Raw genomic sequence first — 19,553 nt, 5'->3', positions numbered from 1 at the left:
CAAACTAGCCATCAGGGACTAGCATCTGTCCGAGGAGGTTTCTGGAAGTTTATGCTGCTACAACTAGTAATCGCCGTATATCTAATCATTGGGTTTTTGGTTATCGTGCGTCTTTATCGGCGCAGATTAGTCATTACCCTTGGTCGGGACGATCGCTCTGAAGAGGTGTTGCTAAGTACCTCTCAACTGGAGCAACATGCCCGGGATGTGGCCACTAGACACCGATTGGGAGACAGTTCGATCAAAGGAAGGCTACCTGATTTAAATGAGACCGATTATACTCTGAGGACTGTTTATCATGATGTCTCCAAGGCGGTTGACCGAAAGGATAACATTGTCCCCGCGGCAGAGTGGTTCTTTGACAACTACTACATAGTCCAGGCCGCAGCAAAGGACATCCGACACAGCCTACCAATGGGGTACTATCGTAACCTACCTAAACTGGCAGGTGGTCCCCAGAGGGGTTATCCCCGGGCCTATGCCATCGCCCAGGAAATAGTGGCCCATACGGATGGTCGAATTGATGAGGAAGTCATTGCTGTCTTCCTCCGAGGATATCAGTCTGTATCGCTGCTTTCCATTGGGGAAGTCTGGGCCCTTCCAGCCTTGCTAAAGCTTGCCCTAGTTGAGGAGATCAGTGACCTTTCCTTGGAGATACTACATACCTTTCGTAACCAAAGGAAGGCCGATCAATGGGCATGTACGCTTCTTGAAGCACTCAAGGATACTCCCGAAAACCTTGTCTACAGACTACAAAAGCTTCTGCCCCATCTCAAACGTAAAGAGCCAGTCTTCCTAGTGGAGCTCCTATACCGTTTTCGCAACCAAGGTGGGGCCGCCGTGGATATTATGTGTTGGTTGGAGAGGTTTCTGGCCGATGAAGGCTTGGATGCAGAGGAACTCGTTCATCTCGAACATCAACGTCAGTCAGCCCGCAAGGTTGCCATGGGCAACCGTATTAGTAGTCTACGTCTACTAGCATCCTTAGACTGGTCGGAGCACTTTGAAAGACTGAACTACACTGAGCGTATTCTCCGGGAAGACCCCAGTGGTGTATACCCGGCTATGGATTTTGCTAGTCGGGATTTGTATCGGCATCACGTGGAAAGACTGGCCAAGGCCCTTGGTGTATCCGAGGTGCAAGTGGCAAGGCAGGCGGTTTCCTTTGCCAAGGAGGGCTCCGATGAACGAACGACCCACGTTGGTTATTATCTTCTAGATCAGGGAAAGGATAGACTGCTTAAGGAGTTAGGGGCAAAACCCCGTCCTCGGAGCGGCATAACCAGATACCCAGTTATTCCCTACCTAGGAGTCCTAGGAATTGGTACTATCCTCATCAGTCTCTTGATCGCTTCTTTTGTGGGGACTGGGTGGAAATTCCTCTTGGCTTTTTTCCTCTTAACAATACCGGTAAGTGATCTGGTGGTGACTACGGTCAATTCACTGATCACAAGATTCACAAAGCCCCAGATTATCCCTAAGATGGAGTTTAGAAATGGCATTCCTAAGGAAGCTAAGACGGTAGTAGTAGTCCCTACATTACTACCTGATAGAAAACGGGTTACCGAGTTATTTGAGCAGTTGGAGGTATACTACCTTGCTAATGCCGAGGACAACCTCTACTTTGCCCTGCTCGGTGATTTCACCGATCGCAAAGAAGAGCACTCTGCCGATGATGAGGAGATCATTCAGGCTGGTAGAAGTGAGGTCCGACGTTTAAACCAACTATACGGAAAGGAGGATCAGGCCCGCTTCTTCTTCTTTTGCCGCAAGTTGGTGTATAATCCGAAAGAGACATGTTGGATGGGATGGGAGCGTAAACGGGGTAAGCTAGAGGAGTTTAACGCTCTCCTATCCGGTGTAGAGGATACTAGTTTCATTGGTGCATTACCTCCAGAACTTACAGGGATCAAGTATGTGATTACTCTGGATGCGGATACCAATTTAGTGAGGGATACCGCCCGGCGCTTGATCGGGGCTATGGCTCATCCTTTGAACCAGCCGGTGATCGATGATAAACGGAACGTTGTTGTGGCAGGATACGGAGTGCTTCAGCCCCGGATCGGCATTTCGGTACTTAGTGCGGCAAGCACGCGATTTGCCCGCACCTTTGCCGGGCAAACCGGGATCGATCCCTATACCACCGCTGTTTCCGACGTCTACCAGGATTTGTTCAAAGAGGGGAGCTTCACCGGTAAGGGCATCTATTCCCTAGAAACCTTCAACCAAGTGTTAGGGGGACGCTTTCCTGAAAATGGGGTTTTAAGCCATGATCTTCTGGAAGGTTCCTTCGTAAGAGCGGGTTTGGTCAGTGATGTGGAGCTGTTGGATGGGTACCCAACCCACTATCCCGCTTACTCGACCAGACTGCATCGTTGGGTGCGGGGGGATTGGCAGTTATTGCCTTACTTAGGTACCCGCATTAGAGACAGTCGGGGGGAATGGGCACAAAACCCCTTGGGCATTTTGGCAAAATGGAAGATCTTTGATAACCTACGGCGCAGCCTACTGCCGGTTAGTACATTGGTATTGCTTACCACCGCGCTAACCGTTTTTCCCGCATCGGCCTGGCTGTTGCTGACTATCTTGGGCTTGGTAATCCTATACCCGGTGTTCTCCCACCTAGTTAACGCGTTCTTGTCACTGCGTCGGGGGATTCACTTCGCCGGACACCTGTGGACGGCTAGTTTTGATGCCCCTTCCCTAGTGAGACAGGGATTGTTGTTAATTACTTTTTTGCCCCATCAAGCTTGGTTAATGCTCGATGCTATTGTCCGGACCCTGTTCAGACTTACTGTGACTAAGAGAAACCTGCTAGAATGGGTCAGTGCCTTTGATGCTGAGCGGAGGCGGGGTCTTACTGTGAGAGGGTATCTTGCCCGGATGTGGCCAAGTCCCATGCTAAGCATCGCTATTGGAACGCTGGTCTATGGGACTAATCCCGCCTTGCTGGTGGCTACATCGCCCCTGTTGGTTCTGTGGCTTATGGCACCGGTTGTGGCCTACTGGGTTAGTCTTCCGGTTGCACCAAGGCAAACACAGGTTGTAGCTGAGGAGCGGGAATACCTCCGGGTACAAGCCCGCCGCATTTGGCAATATTTCAAAGATTTTGTAGGTCCAGGGGATCATTGGTTGCCACCAGATCATATCCAAGAGGAGCCTCACTTTAAGATAGCCCATCGGACTTCTCCCACGAACATTGGATTGGGGATCATTGCCAACCTTGCCGCCTGGGATTTTGGGTATATTGGCATGCTAGAGATGTTGGATAGATTAGAGGCTTCCTTTGCTAGTATGCTCCGGTTAAAACGATGGCACGGACATCTATACAACTGGTACGATACCGAAACGCTAAAACCCTTAGAGCCTAGATTCGTGTCCACGGTGGACAGTGGTAATCTAGCTGGTTACTTGATCACCTTGGTCCAGGGGCTCGATCATGCCTATGAGGTGCCGTTGGTTGATTGGGGTAAGGTGGGTCGTGCCCTTTGGGACACCTATTTGGTTATAGCCTCCACGGAGGAGCTGTCGCCTTTCCGTTCGGATATACGGCAGCTTTGCGATACTTTACAGGACCCGAGTACGTTGCCTTGGCAGGGCCTTAGAATTTTAGAAAAGCTACAGGGTCTAACCCAGGCCATGATTGACGTTGCACCAGAACCAAACCGCTTTTGGGTTAAGCAGATGGAGACGATGATTGAGACTCATACCGATGAGTTAAACCGTTGCCTACCATGGGTTAATGAGGTCCTAGAACTGGGACTTCAACCTGATCATGAGCTTACCCAGACGCTCTTGATGAGTACTAGTCTTGCAGGTCTGGAGGAACATGAAGAGAAGCTCACGAAATTGCTTGAACAAGAGCCTCAATGGCAGAGTCTAAAGGAATCCTTCCAAATCTCCTTGGCGAGGGGTGCAGAGATTCAGGCCCAGTTAGGGGACTTGATATCCGCCGCTACTCAGACCGTGTTCAACATGGATTTTGCTAAGTTATATAATGATAGACGAAACCTGTTTTCTATCGGCTATAATCTTGAGGAAAACCGTCTGAGCCGAGTACACTATGATTTAATGGCCTCCGAGGCCAGACAGGCAAGCTTTATTGCCATTGCCAAGGGGGACATCGAGCAAAAACACTGGTTTCGTCTGGGACGGATGGTGACTCGTGCCGGTGGTTCCCGGGCTTTGGTTTCCTGGACGGGCACCATGTTCGAATATCTAATGCCCCTATTAATCATGCGTAACTACCGGCATACGCTATGGGATGATACCTATGAGGCTGTTGTTCGAGAACAGATGCGTCATGGTGATCGCCATGATATTCCCTGGGGGGTTTCAGAATGTGCTTTTAACGCGATGGACCTGCATCTTAATTACCAGTATCGTGCCTTTGGTGTGCCCCAGCTTGGTTTCAAACGGGGGTTAGCCAATGACCTCATCGTGACCCCCTATGCTTCCTTCTTGGCCTTGATGGTAGATCCGGCAGCAGCTGTTGCTAATCTGAAACGTCTAGGAGAATTGGGGCTGGAAGGGAAATATGGTTTGTACGAGGCTGTGGATTTTACCAAAGAGCGATTACCAAGGGAGCGGGATCGAGTCATTGTTAAGTCCTTCATGGTCCATCACCTAGGAATGAGTTTTCTAGCATTGGCTAATTATTTCCTGGGTGGGATTATGCAGGAGCGTTTTCATCTAGATCCTTACGTGAAGGCCACGGAGATGCTCCTACAAGAACGCATACCTCTGCAACAACCCCTCATTAATAAGGAACCAACGACCCGATGGACTGTGCAGAGAAGACGTCCTGTGGGCATTGCTCTAAATCGTCGCTTCGGCAAAGCGGATCTGGAAGGGCTTGAAGTGCATCTAGCCTCCAATGGTGACTATGCAGTAATGGTCACCAATAGCGGATCCGGCTATAGTAAATGGCGGGAATACAGTGTAACCAGGTTTAGAGAAGATCCCATCGCCAATGATCGGGGCATGTTCATCTATATTCGTAACCTAAATGATGATACTGTCTGGTCCGTGGCGTATCAGCCGACCCGGGTGCTACCCGATGAATACGAGGTAAGTTTTGCTGAAGATAAGGCTGAGTTTCGGCGCCTTGATGCGAGCATTGAAACCAAGACCGAGATCACTGTGTGCTCAGAGAATGACGGGGAGATGCGTAGAGTCTCTATTACCAATCATGGGAGTGAACCCTGCGTTTTGGAGGTTACTAGCTTCTTCGAGGTAGTACTGGATCATCCTAAGGCAGATGCGGTTCATCCCACCTTTGGGAACCTCTTTGTGCAAACTGAGTACATTCCCGAAGTCAGTGCTCTAATTGCCAGTCGTAGGTCCCGGGGCCAAGAGGGGCCGCCGCTGTGGGTCATGCATACTGTGGCTGTGGATGGACAAGTGGTGGGAGAATTGGAATATGAGACCGATCGGGGCAAATTCATCGGGCGGGGACAGACCACGAAAGATCCTATGGGGGTACACGGGGGCAAGTTAGGGGGTACCGTGGGGGCGGTGTTGGATCCTTGTATGAGCCTTCGGCGCCGGGTACGTATCGCCCCTGGACAAACATCTTCCATTGTGTTCTCCCTGGCGATCACCTCTTCCCGGCAAGCAGCCATTGATCTAGCTAGTACCTACCACGATCCATCCATTGCCGAAAGAGCCCTTGCCTTGGCCTGGACCCGCAGTCAGGTGGAACTACGGTATCTAAATGTGAGTCTAGACGAAGCCCATCTGTTCCAGAGATTGGCATCCCAGTTATTGTTTGCTGAGCCAAGGTGTTTCCAATTTCGGGAGGAGGCCCTGGTGACAGCTAGAAGCATTAAGAAGGCACTTTGGTCCCAAGGGATCTCCGGGGACCATCCCATACTGTTACTGAAGGTACGGCAGCTAGATGATGCGGAATTGGTTAGACAAGTGCTAGTTGCCCATGAATATTGGCGGATGAAGGGTTTGCCGGTGGATTTGGTGATTCTTAATGAGCATGAAGTCGAATATGCAAATATCTTACAAGATAACCTGAAACAACTAATCCAAAGCTGCCACGCCCAAGGCAAGGAGAATCGTCCCGGTGGGGTATACTTGCGACAGGCGAATCTATTGGAAGCAGAGGAGCTTGCGGCCTTGGTCAGTGGCGCCCGATTGGTGCTCAGCGGCCCAGCTGGTCTTAAGGCGTGTCAACTCCGGATGGAGATGGGTCTTGCACTTAAACCGTCGCGGCTGCAACCCTCCCGTGCTTCATTCAAGTATGACTACAGGATAGATCCCACCCCGATTATTAGGCAGTTAAAATTTTTTAACGGCTATGGAGGGTTTACCCAGGATGGCAAAGAGTACGTAGTGGTCTTAAACCAAGGGCAAAGCACTCCGGCGCCTTGGATTAACGTCATCGCTAACGACCACTTTGGTTTCTTGGCCACGGAGACCGGTGGTGGGTACACTTGGGCCCAAAACAGCAGAGAAAACAGACTTACCCCCTGGACCAATGATCCGGTAAGCGTATTACATGGGGAAGCTATCTTTCTGCGAGATAACGAGACAGGGCAGATTTGGTCCCCGACCCCAGCACCGATCAGGGGAGAGAATCCCTATGTGATTCGGCACGGTTTTGGATATACTCGATATGAATATGCGGATCAAGGGATCCATCACGTGGTGGACCTCTTTGCTGCTGCTGCTGATCCGGTGAAGATCATCCGCATCCGGCTACAGAACAAATCTGACCGACGGCGCAGTCTAGGAGTTACGTATTATGCAGAGCCGGTATTGGGAGTACTCCAGGAAGAAAACTACCAGTACATTAGCACCGGTTTCGATCGAATTGCAGGTGGGGTCATTATGACCAATGCTGCCCGGGAGCATTATGCCGACCATGTGGCCTTTTTGGCAACCCTTAGTGATGAGTTCTCCTTTACCGGTGATCGCTTAGAGTTTTTGGGCCGGAATGGCTCATTGCAAGCCCCTGTAGGTCTTAACCAGGTTCATCTATCGGGACGGGTTGGGACAGCAATTAACCCCTGTGCTGCGATTATGGTACCGGTGACCTTAGAACAGGGAGCGTGGGTTGAGGTTACTTTTCTCCTAGGTGAATGTACGAATTTACAGGAGGTACAGGATCTAGTTGGCAAATACCGACAGAACTATGCCATACAAGGGGAACTGGATCGGGTACGAAGTAAGTGGGATGAGCTTACCGGAAGGATCAGAGTCAGTACCCCTGAACCCTCCCTCGATTACTTGGTCAATGGTTGGCTGTTGTATCAGGTTATTAGTTGTCGGTATTGGGGTCGTTCGGCCTTTTATCAATCCGGGGGAGCCTACGGTTATCGAGACCAATTACAGGATGTGCTATCCTTAATTTACACCTCGCCCCACATTACTAGAGAACATATTCTCCGTGCCGCCGCCCACCAATTCCAAGAAGGTGATGTGCAGCACTGGTGGCATCCTGAAGAGAGCAAGGGAATTCGTACCCGGTTCTCAGATGATTACCTATGGTTGCCCTACGTTACTGCCAAGTATGTACTTGTTACAGGAGATACCTCCCTTCTAGATGAGGAAGTCCCCTTCTTAAGCGGGCGTCCCCTAGAGGAGCTGGAGCAAGAGCGCTATGATGTTCCCGAGCAATCAGAGGAAACCGGAACCATTTACGAACACTGTCAAAGGGCGATCAACTACGGGCTGAAGTTTGGCGTCCATGGGTTACCCTTGATTGGTGCCGGTGATTGGAACGATGGCATGAATCGAATTGGTTGGCAAGGCCGGGGAGAGAGTGTATGGCTTGGGTGGTTTCTATGTCGGGTGCTTGAGGATTTTGCCCGAGTCTGTGTCCTCAAAGACGATGAGGAGCTGGCCGCGCAGTTTAAAGAGCATATTGAACGTATAGCCACGGCTATTGAACAGTATGCTTGGGATGGACAATGGTACCTGCGAGCGTTTTTCGATGATGGGACACCTTTGGGTTCTAGCGAGAATGACGAGTGCAAGATAGATGCCATTGCCCAAGCCTGGGCAGTTATCTCAGGGGTGGGGGACAAGAACAGGGCTAAGATAGCAATGCGTGCCGTTGATGATTATCTAGTTTCTGAAGAAGACCAAATTATTCGGCTACTTACACCACCGTTTTACCACACCCGTCTTGAGCCCGGCTACATCAAGAGTTATGTGCCAGGTGTGCGGGAAAATGGCGGACAGTATACCCATGCCGCAGCGTGGGTAATCCTTGCCAAACTCCTATTAGGAGATCGGGAACGGGCCATGGAGCTATTATTGATGCTTAGCCCGGTCAACCATGCCCTTACCCTAGAGCAAGCTGGGCAGTACCGAGTGGAGCCCTATGTTGTTGCCGCGGATATTTACAGTGTTTACCCGAATGTAGGACGAGGAGGATGGACTTGGTACACCGGAGCGGCCAGTTGGTTTTACCAGGTCATTGTTGAGTATGCATTGGGTCTTAAGATCCAAGGACAAAGGATGTTTATCCGGCCGTGCATTCCCGCTGATTGGCCTGGGTTTTCCCTGCAGTATCGCTACGGAAGTACCATCTACGATGTTACTGTAGACAACCAGAATGGCCTAACAGCACCGATCATCTTTGACGATCTACCTATAGCGGAGGAGGGGATACCCCTTACCGACGATGGTAAAAACCATAAAATTAACATCAATGCTAAGGTCTTAGAAGAACAGTCAGCTTTACTAGGTCAATGGTTGGATTAGGGTAAATAGTTCACTGGAGCTAGGTAAAACTCTTGCGGATAAGTGCTTTGTAAATAGCCTCCTGTTCTGGAAGGAATCCCGAGTAGAAGAGCGAAGTAATGAAATGAATAGTTTAGTAAACATTTCATGGTTGTTAATCAGTAACCATGGGTAAAAGAACCGGGACAGGGGGTTTATGAATGATTACTGTACAACAACAGCCGCGCGTATTTACTGGTAAGGCTCTATCACAGATTGCTTTCCCCTTAGGAGGAATTGGGACGGGAACGATCAGTATTGGGGGGCGGGGAGAGCTAAAGGATTGGGAGATCTTCGATCATCCCGATAAGGGAAACGTACCACCCTTCGCCTTCTTTGCCCTGTGGGCCCAGGCCAAGGGGCAGGCACCAGTGGCAAAGCTGCTAGAAAGAAGACTGCTACCGCCATATACTAGGGCCCACGGCCTGCCCCAGGCCCAGCTTTCGGGAGTCAGTCGCTTCGACGAGGTGAAGTTCGCCGGCCAATATCCCATTGCTAACCTTGAATTTATCGATGGAAAGATGCCGGTGGAAGTGGCCCTTACGGCATTTAATCCCCTAATTCCCCACAATGTGGATGATAGCTCACTGCCTGTTGCCATTTTTATGTGGAAGATCAAAAATCCTCACACCGCTCCGGTGGATATCTCCTTAGCTGTTAGTCTATCCAACTTTATTCCCGCACACCAAAGGGATGGGGGATATGATTGCCGGGGTAGTATTAATGAGTATCGACGCACAAATTGCGCCCAGGGGCTTTTCTTTAGCAATCCCCAAGGTGCCGCAGATGATCCCCGGAACGGAAGTCTTGCTTTAGCAACAACCTGGCAGGATATTAGTGCTACCACTCGTTGGTACCGAGGAGGATGGTGGGATGCCTGTCATCTGTTCTGGGACGATTTTTCCACCGATGGTAGGATCAACGAACGGCTAGATGCGGAAAAGTCACCTAGACATCAAGGCGATATATCCTCCATGGTCCTGCATGCCTCCTTAGAACCAAAGGAAGAAGTGACCCTACCAATATTACTCAGTTGGCATTTCCCCAACATGAGAAATCCCTTACACTTTGCGATCCCCGGGGACGAAAAACACAGCAAGTTGAAAAAATATGTGGCAAAGCAGTTTACCGATGCTTGGGATGCCGCAATTTACACAGTCAAGCATTTCGAGAGATTGCGGGAAGCCACTTCTGCCTGGAATGATGCGATCTGGAACAGTACGTTACCTAGTTATATTCTCGATGCGATTACCAGCCAGATCAGCACTTTGCGTACCCAGACGTGCTTCCGACTGGAAGACGGAAGCTTCTATGGCTGGGAGGGCTGCTCCGATCGGGAAGGGTGTTGCCATGGCAACTGCACCCATGTATGGAATTACGAGCAAGCCTTAGCCTTCCTATTTCCAGAGTTGGAGCGAGATATGCGGCGTACCGAGTTTCTGTATAATACCTGCTCCCGGGGGCATATGGGTTTTCGGACCAGGATTCCAAGGGGAGCCGAAATCTGGGAATTTAAACCCTGTGCTGATGGTCAAATGGGAGCGATTATCCAGGCCTATCGGGATTGGCAGCTATCCGGTGATGACTCCTTTCTTAAGGAACTCTGGCCAAAGATAAAACTAGCCTTGGAGTACGCATGGAACATCACACCGGACAACGCCCGCCCCTTTGATTCCGTTTGGGATCCAAACAAGGACGGTGTAATGGAAGGGCAGCAGCATAACACCTATGATATCGAGTTTTACGGACCGAATACGATGACAACGGCGATGTATCTAGGGGCACTCCGGGCCTGTGAGGAAATGGCGCGGTATCTCGGCGAAGAGGATAGGGCGCAGGAGTACCGGAGCATCTTTGAAAAGGGCAGAAAACGAGTAGACGAGGAGCTTTGGAACGGTGAGTACTATAGACAAAAGGTAGAGGTCCTGGAAGGACTTACTGTTCCGGAACACTTGCAGACGCCCTTGGTAACCTGTGCCTGTAAGAGTGCACCGGATGGGGTAGGGGCAAGTCTGAATCAGGACTTGATGCCCAAGTATCAATATGGGGATGGGTGCCTCTCGGATCAACTACTTGGTCAACTATGTGCCCATGTGGCTGGTCTTGGCTACCTCCTTGACCAAGACAGAGTCAAGGAGGCGGTTCATTCAATTTACCGCCATAATTTCCGCTCGGATCTTGCCGAGTTTGACAATGTGCAAAGGGTTTACGCTCTGAATAATGAAGGAGGGTTATTACTTTGCTCTTGGCCCAAGGGAGGTAGGCCTGCCATTCCCTTTGTTTATTCCGATGAGGTGTGGACGGGGATTGAATATCAGGTAGCCGCCCATCTGATTTATGAGGGCTGGATAGAAGAAGGACTAGAGGTTGTGAAAACTGTCCGGGACAGGTACGCGGGGTTTAATCGTAACCCATGGGATGAGTTGGAGTGCGGACATCACTATGTGCGGGCTATGGCTAGCTGGTCGGTGCTGTTGGCCTTATCTGGGTTCACCTATAGTATGCCCAAGGGAACCATGGGCTTTGCTCCGTGTTATCAAGGCGAGGAGTTTCAAAGCTTCTGGTCTACGGGAATAGCTTGGGGACGGTTCAGTCAGGTCATTACTGATACCGGCCGTCGATTCTGCCTTAGAGTTGCTCATGGCAGTATAGAACTGAGCTCCCTGACACTTGATGGCCTGACCGAGGGACCATGCAATGTCTCCTGTGACGGGAAGCCTATGCGCTCGACATTACAAGGGAAATCCGTCCAGTTTGATAAACCACTTATGGTGAATGCAGGACAGTATATAGAAATATCGCAGACGGTATGACTTGGTGAAAGATAGTCTGGCCTAGGGGGGGGTTATCCCCCCCATAGGCTAAAGAGGTGTTTTCTATGAAACCATCCCGGGTTCGGATCGTTGATGTGGCCAAGGCTGCGGGGGTTTCCGCGGCCACAGTTTCCATGGTGCTAAACAATAAGGGAAGCATTTCCGCAAGCACACGTCAGCATGTACTTGCGGTGGCCGATGAACTTGGCTATATCCATGAAGGCTCCAACAAGGATACTGCTGCGCAGATGTTGGCCCTTGTGGTGGAGGAGCTACCGGTGCCCCTGTTTGCAGATCCATTCTGCAGCGAGATTATGGCTGGGGTAGAAGAAGAGGCACGACGTCTCGGCTTTGGCATGTTACTTGTGGTATTGCCTACGATAAAGGGGGAGACTGTGATCCCAAACAACCTCCGTGGGCGCAACCTTGCCGGGATCATCGGACTTGGTGGAGGGGATTTGGCAGATTCGACGGTTCAAGAGATCGTAGCCTTGGGTCATCCGGTGGTTCTAGTGGACAATCACTTACCGGAGCCTTCTGCTTTTGGTACGGTCAGTAGTATCGTGGCTGATAATTTCCGGGCCGGGTATCTGGCCACGCAGCATCTTCTAAGGCTAGGAAAAAGGCGCCTTGCCATTATCCAGGGTTCGAGGAAGTACAAGCCCTTGAACGAAAGATTTTATGGTTTCCTAGCCGCGATGATGGATTATGGGGTAAAACCCGAGGAACAGTACATTTGTCAGAAGATATCCCGGGGCGCAACCAAAGGACAGGCAGAAGCGGAATATTTACTTAGCTTGAGCAATCCCCCGGAGGGGATTATCTGCATTAGCGATAAAGTAGCCCTAAACGTGTTGGGGCCGGTAATGCGTTTGGGCTTGCAAGTGCCGCAAAATATTGGTATTGTAGGAATAGATGATATCTATGGTGCAAGTCAGACGGATCCACCCCTTACCACCGTGCGTATCCCCAAAAGGGAAATGGGACGGGTGGCTGTACGGCAGTTACTAAGATGTATCGATACCGGGCAGGAATATTACACTAAGACCTGTCTTCCTGTAGAGCTTGTGATTAGGGGCTCTTGTGGAGCTCGAACATAAACGTTTTCTTTGCAGAAAGCTCATCTACCCAGATCCGAAGTGCTATCATCTTCTTTATTTAGCAATACTAAAACGGGGTGGATGAAATGATACCAACGTCACAGCTTCTCCAAATGGAAGGGAAGAAGGTTCTAGTCACAGGTGCTTCTTCGGGAATCGGTAGAGCGATCGCACTACGTTTCGCTGATGCACAGGCCCAAGTTCTGCTTTTGGATATTAATCGGGATGGTTTGGGGGAGATTAAACAAAACCTGTTGCCGGCAGCTTCTGTGTATCCAATTGACCTGACTAGTAAAAAACAGATTGATGAGTTTTGGGAAAGCCTAGACGATGATGCTCTACCCGATGTGATTATTAATAATGCGGGGGTATACCCGGCTAAGGACTTTTTAGATATTGACGAGGACTTTCTGCGGCAGACCTTTGCCATCAACCTGGAATCAGTCCTGTGGATGTGTCAGGGCTTCATCGGACGCGCTAGGAAAAAAGGTGGCATTATCATCAACGTCTCGTCCATCGAGGCGATCCTACCCTTCAAAAAGGATCTAGTCACCTACAGCGTAAGCAAAGCAGGGGTATTGGCCCTTACCCGGGCTCTAGCCCGGGACTATGGTCGGCACAACTTTCGGGTCAATTGTATTCTTCCAGGTGCGATCAAAACACCTGGGACGACCCGGTTAATCAAGCAAGCGATCCAAAAGATAAAACTGGACTTGATTAAGACCGGTTATGACTTTCAGAACCGACTAGCCCTCAATCGTTGGGGCCAGCCGGATGAGGTGGCCCGGGTCGCGCTATTCCTCGCTTCAGATTTGGCCAGCTATGTGCAGGGTACCATTATTCCTGTCGATGGCGGCTTCCTCTCATCATAAGCGAGCGGGGATTAACCCCGCTCATTTTGAAGTGGTCTTTTTCAAAAGACCATACCGTACTATGGAAATCCATCCCGAGGTGTTTGCATTACTTCGGAACCGACTGATCGGATTGGTAACTAAAACGCTGTTTTCTACCATTTCAGCTTAACGATTGTCTTGGCCTACTTCCAACACTGTTGTTTCTACGCCAAATTCAGAGCCATGGGTACGTAGGTAGTCTTTGTCGGACACAGTACTGTGTCTGCAACAATCAATTTGTTAGAAACTCGATAGGCTAGGTTGCAAACCCTCCAGATCACCCAATCCATTTTGGCCATGGGCATCGCAAGCCACAACAGTGTTGCAACATTCGATTAATGGTCGAGAAACGTCGCTATTGAACATGTAGTTGGAGTTTCCAACTCTAAGTGCTGTAACGCTTGGGGATTAGTTGCTCTATGGACGTTCTGATTTGGCTTTCCTTCGTTTTTTGTATTTCCCTTAATCTGATTAACAAAATCTCCTTGACCTGCGTAATCTACTGTGGTAATCGGTTGCCCATGTGTTATAATGATAAACAAAAACCCAAGGTCAGAATGGATGTGGTGGTTTGAATAAGAGGATCCTTGAAATATTAGAGCAGGATAACCGAGTCTCTCCTAAGGATATAGCAACTATGCTTGACCTGACAGAGGATGAGGTTATAGATCAAATCGCCCAGATGGAAGAACAGGGGATAATAGTTAAGTACCATGCGTTAGTCAACTGGGAAAAGGTTGATGACGATTTAGTCGAAGCGATGATTGCCGTTCAAGTAGAACCCGAGCGTGATGTGGGTTTTGATGATATTGCCGAAAGGATCTACAACTTTCCTGAGGTACGAGCATTGTACTTGATGTCAGGAAGCTATGATTTATCGGTATTTGTCGAAGGCCGTGACATTAGGGAAGTGGCCCATTTTGTATCCACTAAATTGGCGACGATCGACCGGGTTAAGAGCACTGTGACGTACTTTGTCCTAAAGAAATACAAGCAAGAGGGTGTCATCTTGGACGGGAAGACGAAACCGAAGAGAATGGCGGTGTCACCATGAACCGGGATTTCGTCTCTCCTGTAATAAAATCTTTGGCCCCATCGGGGATTAGACGTTTTTTTGACCTTGTGGCGGACATGGACGATGTGGTTTCCCTTGGGATCGGCGAACCGGACTTTGTGACGCCTTGGCGGATTCGGGAAGCGGCTCTTCATTCCCTCAAAGAAGGATATACCATGTACACGTCAAATCAAGGGTTGCTCGAGCTACGGAATGCGATCAGTGATTATTGGTACGAAAACATGGGGATGAGATACAACCCTAAGGAAGAAATTATCGTCACGGTAGGTGTAAGTGAGGCCCTTGATTTATTGATGCGGACTATTCTTACTCCGGGCGATGAGGTGATCATGGCGGAACCCTGCTATGTCTCTTATCAGCCGACGGTGATCTTGGCGGGTGGGGTCCCCCGCACTATTCCCACAACCATGGAGGATGGTTTCCAGTTAAGGGTAGACGAACTAGAGAAGGCGATTAACGAGCGTACGAAAGCAGTTTTGCTGTGTTCTCCTAACAATCCCACTGGAACAGTCCTAACAAGTCATTGCTTGGCGGATATTGCTAGAGTCGCCGTCAAGTACGATCTCTTAGTGATTACCGATGAGATCTACTCAGAATTGGTATACGATGGCAAGTACACCAGTATAGCCCAAATGCCGGGTATGAGGGAACGGGCGATTGTCCTAAACGGCTTCTCCAAAACCTATGCGATGACCGGGTGGCGAATCGGGTACGCCCTTGGGCGCACCGACGTGATCAAAGGGATGAACAAGATTCATCAGTATACCATGCTTTGTGCCCCGATTACCAGTCAAAAGGCGGCAATCGAAGCTTTGAGGAATTGTCATAGGGAAAAGGCCGCCATGCGCCAGGAGTACAATGAGCGTCGCAGATTGATCGTTAAAGGACTCAATGAGGTTGGCCTAGAGTGCTCTATGCCCCAGGGGGCGTTTTATGTATTCCCTTCAGTTAGGAGTACAGGGCTTGATGCGGAGACTTTCTGTGAGCAGCTTCTCAAACAGGAGAAGGTGGCAGTGGTCCCGGGAACAGCCTTTGGATCAAGCGGGGAAGGCTTTGTACGTTGTTCCTATGCTGCCAGTATTGATGAGATCAAAGAGGCCCTTGAACGCATCGGGCGTTTTGTTGAGAACAATAGCTTACGTAAATGTGCCAGTGGTGAGGGGGCTTAACGTGTCTGATATTGTTAGTTATGTAGAGAGTAAAGCCCAGAAGGCTAAGGAAGCAAGTCGGGTATTAGCGTCCTTGTCTAGCAAGAAGAAGGATGAGGCCCTGTTGGCCATGGCCGATGCCCTATTGGATGGTGCGCAGGAGATCCTTGCTGCCAATGAACAAGATGTAGCCTGTGCTAAGGAAAAGGGCATTTCAGGTGCGCTACTGGATCGATTGATGCTAACCCTCCAACGGATTAACGATATGGCGATAGGGCTGCGGGAAGTAGCCATGTTGCCGGATCCTGTTGGTGAGATTGAGCAGATGTGGAAACGACCCAATGGTCTGGAAATTGGCCGTATGCGGGTGCCTTTAGGGGTAATCGGGATTATCTATGAGGCCAGGCCCAATGTAACCGTTGATGCAGCGGGATTGTGTCTTAAGTCGGGGAATGCAGTCTTGCTGCGGGGAAGCGGGGAGGCGCTAGAATCAAACAAAGCGATCACCCAAGTGATTACCCAAGGGGCGCTATCCAGTGGGATCCCCGAGGGGGCTGTTGGGCTAATCGAAGAACCTAGTCGGGCAGGGGTTCAAGCCATGCTGCGACTAGACAGATACATTGATGTCTTAATTCCCCGGGGTGGAGCAGGACTAATAAGAACGGTTATGGAGAACGCTACGGTACCAGTGATTGCTACCGGAGTTGGGAACTGCCATATTTATGTGGACCGAGTGGCCAATGAGAAACAGGCTGTGGAGATTATTCTCAATGCCAAGACACAGCGGCCTGGGGTCTGTAATGCGGTGGAGACATTGTTGGTCCATCAGGATATTGCACCGAGATTTCTATCTGAATTGGCTCGCAGATTGGGTGATGCTGGTGTTGAAGTTCGGGGATGTAATAGAGCCGTGGAAATTGTACCGACCTGGCATCCGGCAACCGAAGAAGACTGGGATACAGAGTATCTTGACTTGATCTTGGCTGTTAAGGTCGTTGAAGGGTTTGAGCAGGCGGTGGATCATATCACGGTACACGGCACACAACATTCGGAATGCATTATTACTCAAGATTACTCCCTTGCCCGCCGGTTTCTACACGAGGTGGATGCCGCGGCAGTGTATGTAAATGCCTCAACTCGTTTTACCGATGGAGGGCAATTTGGGCTAGGGGCGGAAATGGGCATTAGTACACAGAAGCTACATGCGAGGGGTCCCATGGGCCTAAGAGAGCTTACGACGGTTAAGTATATTATTCTCGGTGAAGGGCAAATTCGTTAGGGGGGCTAGTTTCTTGGTCCAGTCAATCGGTGTTTTAGGTGGTACTTTTGATCCAATTCATCTAGGACATCTAATTCTCGGGGAGTACGTAGGTGAATACCTTAATCTGTCTCAGGTTTTGTTTGTACCAGCGGGTACTCCCGGGCACAAACGCGACAGAAACGTCACTTCCGCGGAACATCGTAGGGCCATGACTGAATTAGCTATTGCGGATAATCCCCGTTTTCATCTTTGTACCGTGGACTTGGAACGGCAGGGCGCTACCTATACCGTGGATACGCTCAAAAGCATTAAGAGAATTTATCCTGACCGGGAGCTGTCTTTCATTATTGGTTCGGATAACCTGTTGGATCTTTTGAACTGGCGGCAGCCAGAGCAGGTCATCTCGTTGTGCAATCTAGCTGTGATGCCCCGTCCAGGCTTTTCCATATCCGAAGCTAAACAACGACTAGGTTCGTTATATATTGAGGAACGAATCAAGATTGTTCCCGCCTTTACCATTGATATTTCATCAACAGATATTCGAAACAGGATAAGCCAAGGTATTTCCGTGAGGTATCTGATTCCAGAGAGTGTTTCAAGTTATATTGAGGAGCATGGGCTTTATGGATATAGATGAACTGCGGGGCGAAGTAGGGAAGGTGCTTAGCGCAGGGCGATTTCGGCATACACTAGGTGTGACACAAACGGCTGCAGCTTTGGCTGAACAGTGGGAAGCAAGTGGTGTGGAGGCGGTAACCGCTGGTTTACTTCATGACTATGCCCGAGAGCTGGCTGGGGAGCAGTTATTGCAAATAGCCATTGATTTTGGTATATTGAAGCTGCAGATTGAGGAGTCTTACCCGGACTTGCTACACGGGCCGGTGGCGGCAATCTTGGCTCGGGAGCATTTTGGTATTACCAATGATAATGTTTTGAATGCCATTGCTTATCATACTACTGGACGAGCTGGGATGTCGAAGCTGGAGAAGATTGTGTATCTTGCGGACTACATCGAACCCGGTCGGAGCTTTCCCGGTGTGAAGGGGATACGTCGACTTGCTTTCGTGGATCTAGATAGGGCTTGTCTGATAGCCCTTAGGAGGACTTGTCATTACGTTTTGCGAAGGGAGCTTCCCCTGCACATAGCTACAGTGGAGGCTGTTAATGATTTACTATTGTCGGCATCAAGCTAAGGAGAGTTATCATGCTTCCAGAAGAGGAATATAGAAAACGCATGGAAGAGTTGGATAAACAGGCAGTAGATCGAAGACAGGTGCGGCGTAAGCGGACCTTTATTGTTGTCTTTGTAATCTTGTTTGCGATTGTACTTGCTGTTTTGGCTGCATGGTATACTTACTACAAGCAGATCTACTGGGACGCCCCTAGGAGGCCAAAAACGGAAGGTTCCTTAGTCTTCCAGGAACTAGAGAGGTTAACCACGGTGCTTGTTTTAGGTGGCGATATCCTCGACAAGGAGGAGGGACGTACTGATACTATATTTGTCCTAGGTTATCTGCCAAATAGTAATTTTGTTAGTGTATTAACTATTCCCCGGGATACCTTAGTCGAAGTTGACGGAGCTATGAGTAGAATCAATGAGGCAAACGGCAAAGGCGGACCTGGTCTAGCCATGGACTGTGTCGAGACGCTCTTGGGTGTTGAGATTGATTATTATGTTCTACTTAATTTCCAGGCCTTTGAGAAAATTATAGATACTCTCGGGGGAGTAGAGCTTGTAGTGGAAAAAGATATGCAATATGATGATTTTGCTGGTAATTTGCATATCGATATCACAGCTGGCCTCCAAGTTCTTGACGGGCGGACTGCCTTAGGGTATATTCGGTATCGAGGAGATGGGTTGGGAGATATCACGGCGGCTGATCCCGTAAAAGATGTGTACAAGGGTCGTGTTGTTCGTCAACAGAACTTTATTAGTGCGCTGCAAAAACAGGTTCTGCGGCCCGCAACTATCCTCCGATTACCTGCGTTGCTTTCCGATGTGAGCCAAGGGGTGAAGACTAATTTGCCCATTAGGAAAGCAATCAGCATCGCTAAGCGTTTTCATAGAACTGAGGACCTTCACTATGGGGTTATCCCGGGGTCCGAACAGCGAATTAGGGGGGCTAGTTACTGGATTGCTGACCAAGATGTGTTAGCCTATGAGGTGATCGAGGTGTTTTCAGGGATCACACGTCCCGTAATTGGAGTTTTAAACGGCTCCGGAAAGCGCGGTATTGCCGCAGAGGTTGCTAGTTGTCTGCGTCAAAATGGCTATAGAATTCAAGAGATAGGGAACGCAGATCACTACGACTATGAAACAACTCAGATTAAGTACCAAGAGTCTCAGAACAGAGACTTTGCTGAACAAGTTAGGAGTCTAATGGGAGAAACGGCTGAGATTATGGAGGAAGTAGATCAGGCCGTTGATTTGCTGGTAATCGTAGGGAAAGATTACGTATCCAGCAACTAATCTAAATGGAGGTGGTTTGACTGTTACCTGAGCAACTTGCCCAACGCGCGG

The 19,553-nt window shown here is 49.6% G+C and carries 10 protein-coding genes; all 10 read left to right on the top strand.

The window, feature by feature from the left end:
- Positions 1 to 51 precede the first annotated feature (51 nt).
- The 10 genes from M0Q40_03880 to M0Q40_03835 all read left to right on the top strand — a co-directional run bounded on the left by M0Q40_03880 (position 52) and on the right by M0Q40_03835 (position 19,502).
- The gene (locus tag M0Q40_03880; GenBank protein ID MCK9221749.1) at positions 52 to 8,724 is read left to right on the top strand and encodes a glycosyl transferase family 36; all 8,673 of its coding nucleotides are present in this window, start codon (positions 52 to 54) and stop codon (positions 8,722 to 8,724) included.
- Positions 8,725 to 8,903: 179 nt separating this feature from the next.
- Positions 8,904 to 11,555 (top strand): non-lysosomal glucosylceramidase, encoded by a 2,652-nt coding sequence (locus tag M0Q40_03875; GenBank protein ID MCK9221748.1) that lies wholly within the window; start codon positions 8,904 to 8,906, stop codon positions 11,553 to 11,555.
- A gap of 65 nt (positions 11,556 to 11,620) precedes the next feature.
- Positions 11,621 to 12,655, top strand: coding sequence for a LacI family transcriptional regulator (locus tag M0Q40_03870; GenBank protein MCK9221747.1), 1,035 nt, complete (start codon positions 11,621 to 11,623; stop codon positions 12,653 to 12,655).
- A gap of 86 nt (positions 12,656 to 12,741) precedes the next feature.
- Positions 12,742 to 13,527 carry an SDR family oxidoreductase gene (locus M0Q40_03865; protein MCK9221746.1) on the top strand — a complete coding sequence of 262 codons (786 nt, stop codon included), beginning with the start codon at positions 12,742 to 12,744 and terminating at the stop codon, positions 13,525 to 13,527.
- A gap of 592 nt (positions 13,528 to 14,119) precedes the next feature.
- Complete coding sequence (locus M0Q40_03860) at positions 14,120 to 14,602, top strand: Lrp/AsnC family transcriptional regulator (protein ID MCK9221745.1); 483 nt, start codon at positions 14,120 to 14,122, stop codon at positions 14,600 to 14,602.
- Positions 14,599 to 15,792: an aminotransferase class I/II-fold pyridoxal phosphate-dependent enzyme gene (locus tag M0Q40_03855; protein ID MCK9221744.1), complete on the top strand. Its 1,194-nt coding sequence runs from the start codon at positions 14,599 to 14,601 to the stop codon at positions 15,790 to 15,792. The genes M0Q40_03860 and M0Q40_03855 overlap by 4 nt, the downstream gene beginning before the upstream one ends.
- Before the next feature lie 10 nt (positions 15,793 to 15,802).
- A complete protein-coding gene (locus M0Q40_03850) occupies positions 15,803 to 17,050 on the top strand; it encodes a glutamate-5-semialdehyde dehydrogenase (protein ID MCK9221743.1) in 1,248 nt (415 codons plus the stop codon).
- Between the two features lie 13 nt (positions 17,051 to 17,063).
- Positions 17,064 to 17,669, top strand: a complete 606-nt coding sequence (gene nadD, locus M0Q40_03845; protein ID MCK9221742.1) for a nicotinate-nucleotide adenylyltransferase — start codon at positions 17,064 to 17,066, stop codon at positions 17,667 to 17,669.
- The gene (gene yqeK / locus M0Q40_03840) at positions 17,656 to 18,225 is read left to right on the top strand and encodes a bis(5'-nucleosyl)-tetraphosphatase (symmetrical) YqeK (GenBank protein MCK9221741.1); all 570 of its coding nucleotides are present in this window, start codon (positions 17,656 to 17,658) and stop codon (positions 18,223 to 18,225) included. Before nadD ends, yqeK begins: the two co-directional genes overlap by 14 nt.
- A gap of 11 nt (positions 18,226 to 18,236) precedes the next feature.
- On the top strand, positions 18,237 to 19,502 hold the full coding sequence (locus M0Q40_03835) for an LCP family protein (protein MCK9221740.1): 1,266 nt from the start codon (positions 18,237 to 18,239) through the stop codon (positions 19,500 to 19,502).
- Positions 19,503 to 19,553: the final 51 nt, after the last annotated feature.

The sequence above is a fragment of the Limnochordia bacterium genome (assembly GCA_023230925.1).
In the GTDB taxonomy this organism is placed as follows: Bacteria; Bacillota; Limnochordia; order DUMW01; family DUMW01; genus JALNWK01.
Note: the sequence above shows the minus strand (reverse complement) of the source record. Positions and strands in the feature narration are given on the sequence as shown.

Excerpts from the sequence above, each read along its gene's own strand:
- M0Q40_03880 (MCK9221749.1), top strand. The coding sequence starts at position 52 with ATGCTGCTACAACTAGTAATCGCCGTATATCTAATCATTGGGTTTTTG.
- M0Q40_03875 (MCK9221748.1), top strand. The coding sequence starts at position 8,904 with ATGATTACTGTACAACAACAGCCGCGCGTATTTACTGGTAAGGCTCTA.
- M0Q40_03870 (MCK9221747.1), top strand. The coding sequence starts at position 11,621 with ATGAAACCATCCCGGGTTCGGATCGTTGATGTGGCCAAGGCTGCGGGG.
- M0Q40_03865 (MCK9221746.1), top strand. The coding sequence starts at position 12,742 with ATGATACCAACGTCACAGCTTCTCCAAATGGAAGGGAAGAAGGTTCTA.
- M0Q40_03855 (MCK9221744.1), top strand. The coding sequence starts at position 14,599 with ATGAACCGGGATTTCGTCTCTCCTGTAATAAAATCTTTGGCCCCATCG.
- yqeK (MCK9221741.1), top strand. The coding sequence starts at position 17,656 with ATGGATATAGATGAACTGCGGGGCGAAGTAGGGAAGGTGCTTAGCGCA.
- M0Q40_03835 (MCK9221740.1), top strand. The coding sequence starts at position 18,237 with ATGCTTCCAGAAGAGGAATATAGAAAACGCATGGAAGAGTTGGATAAA.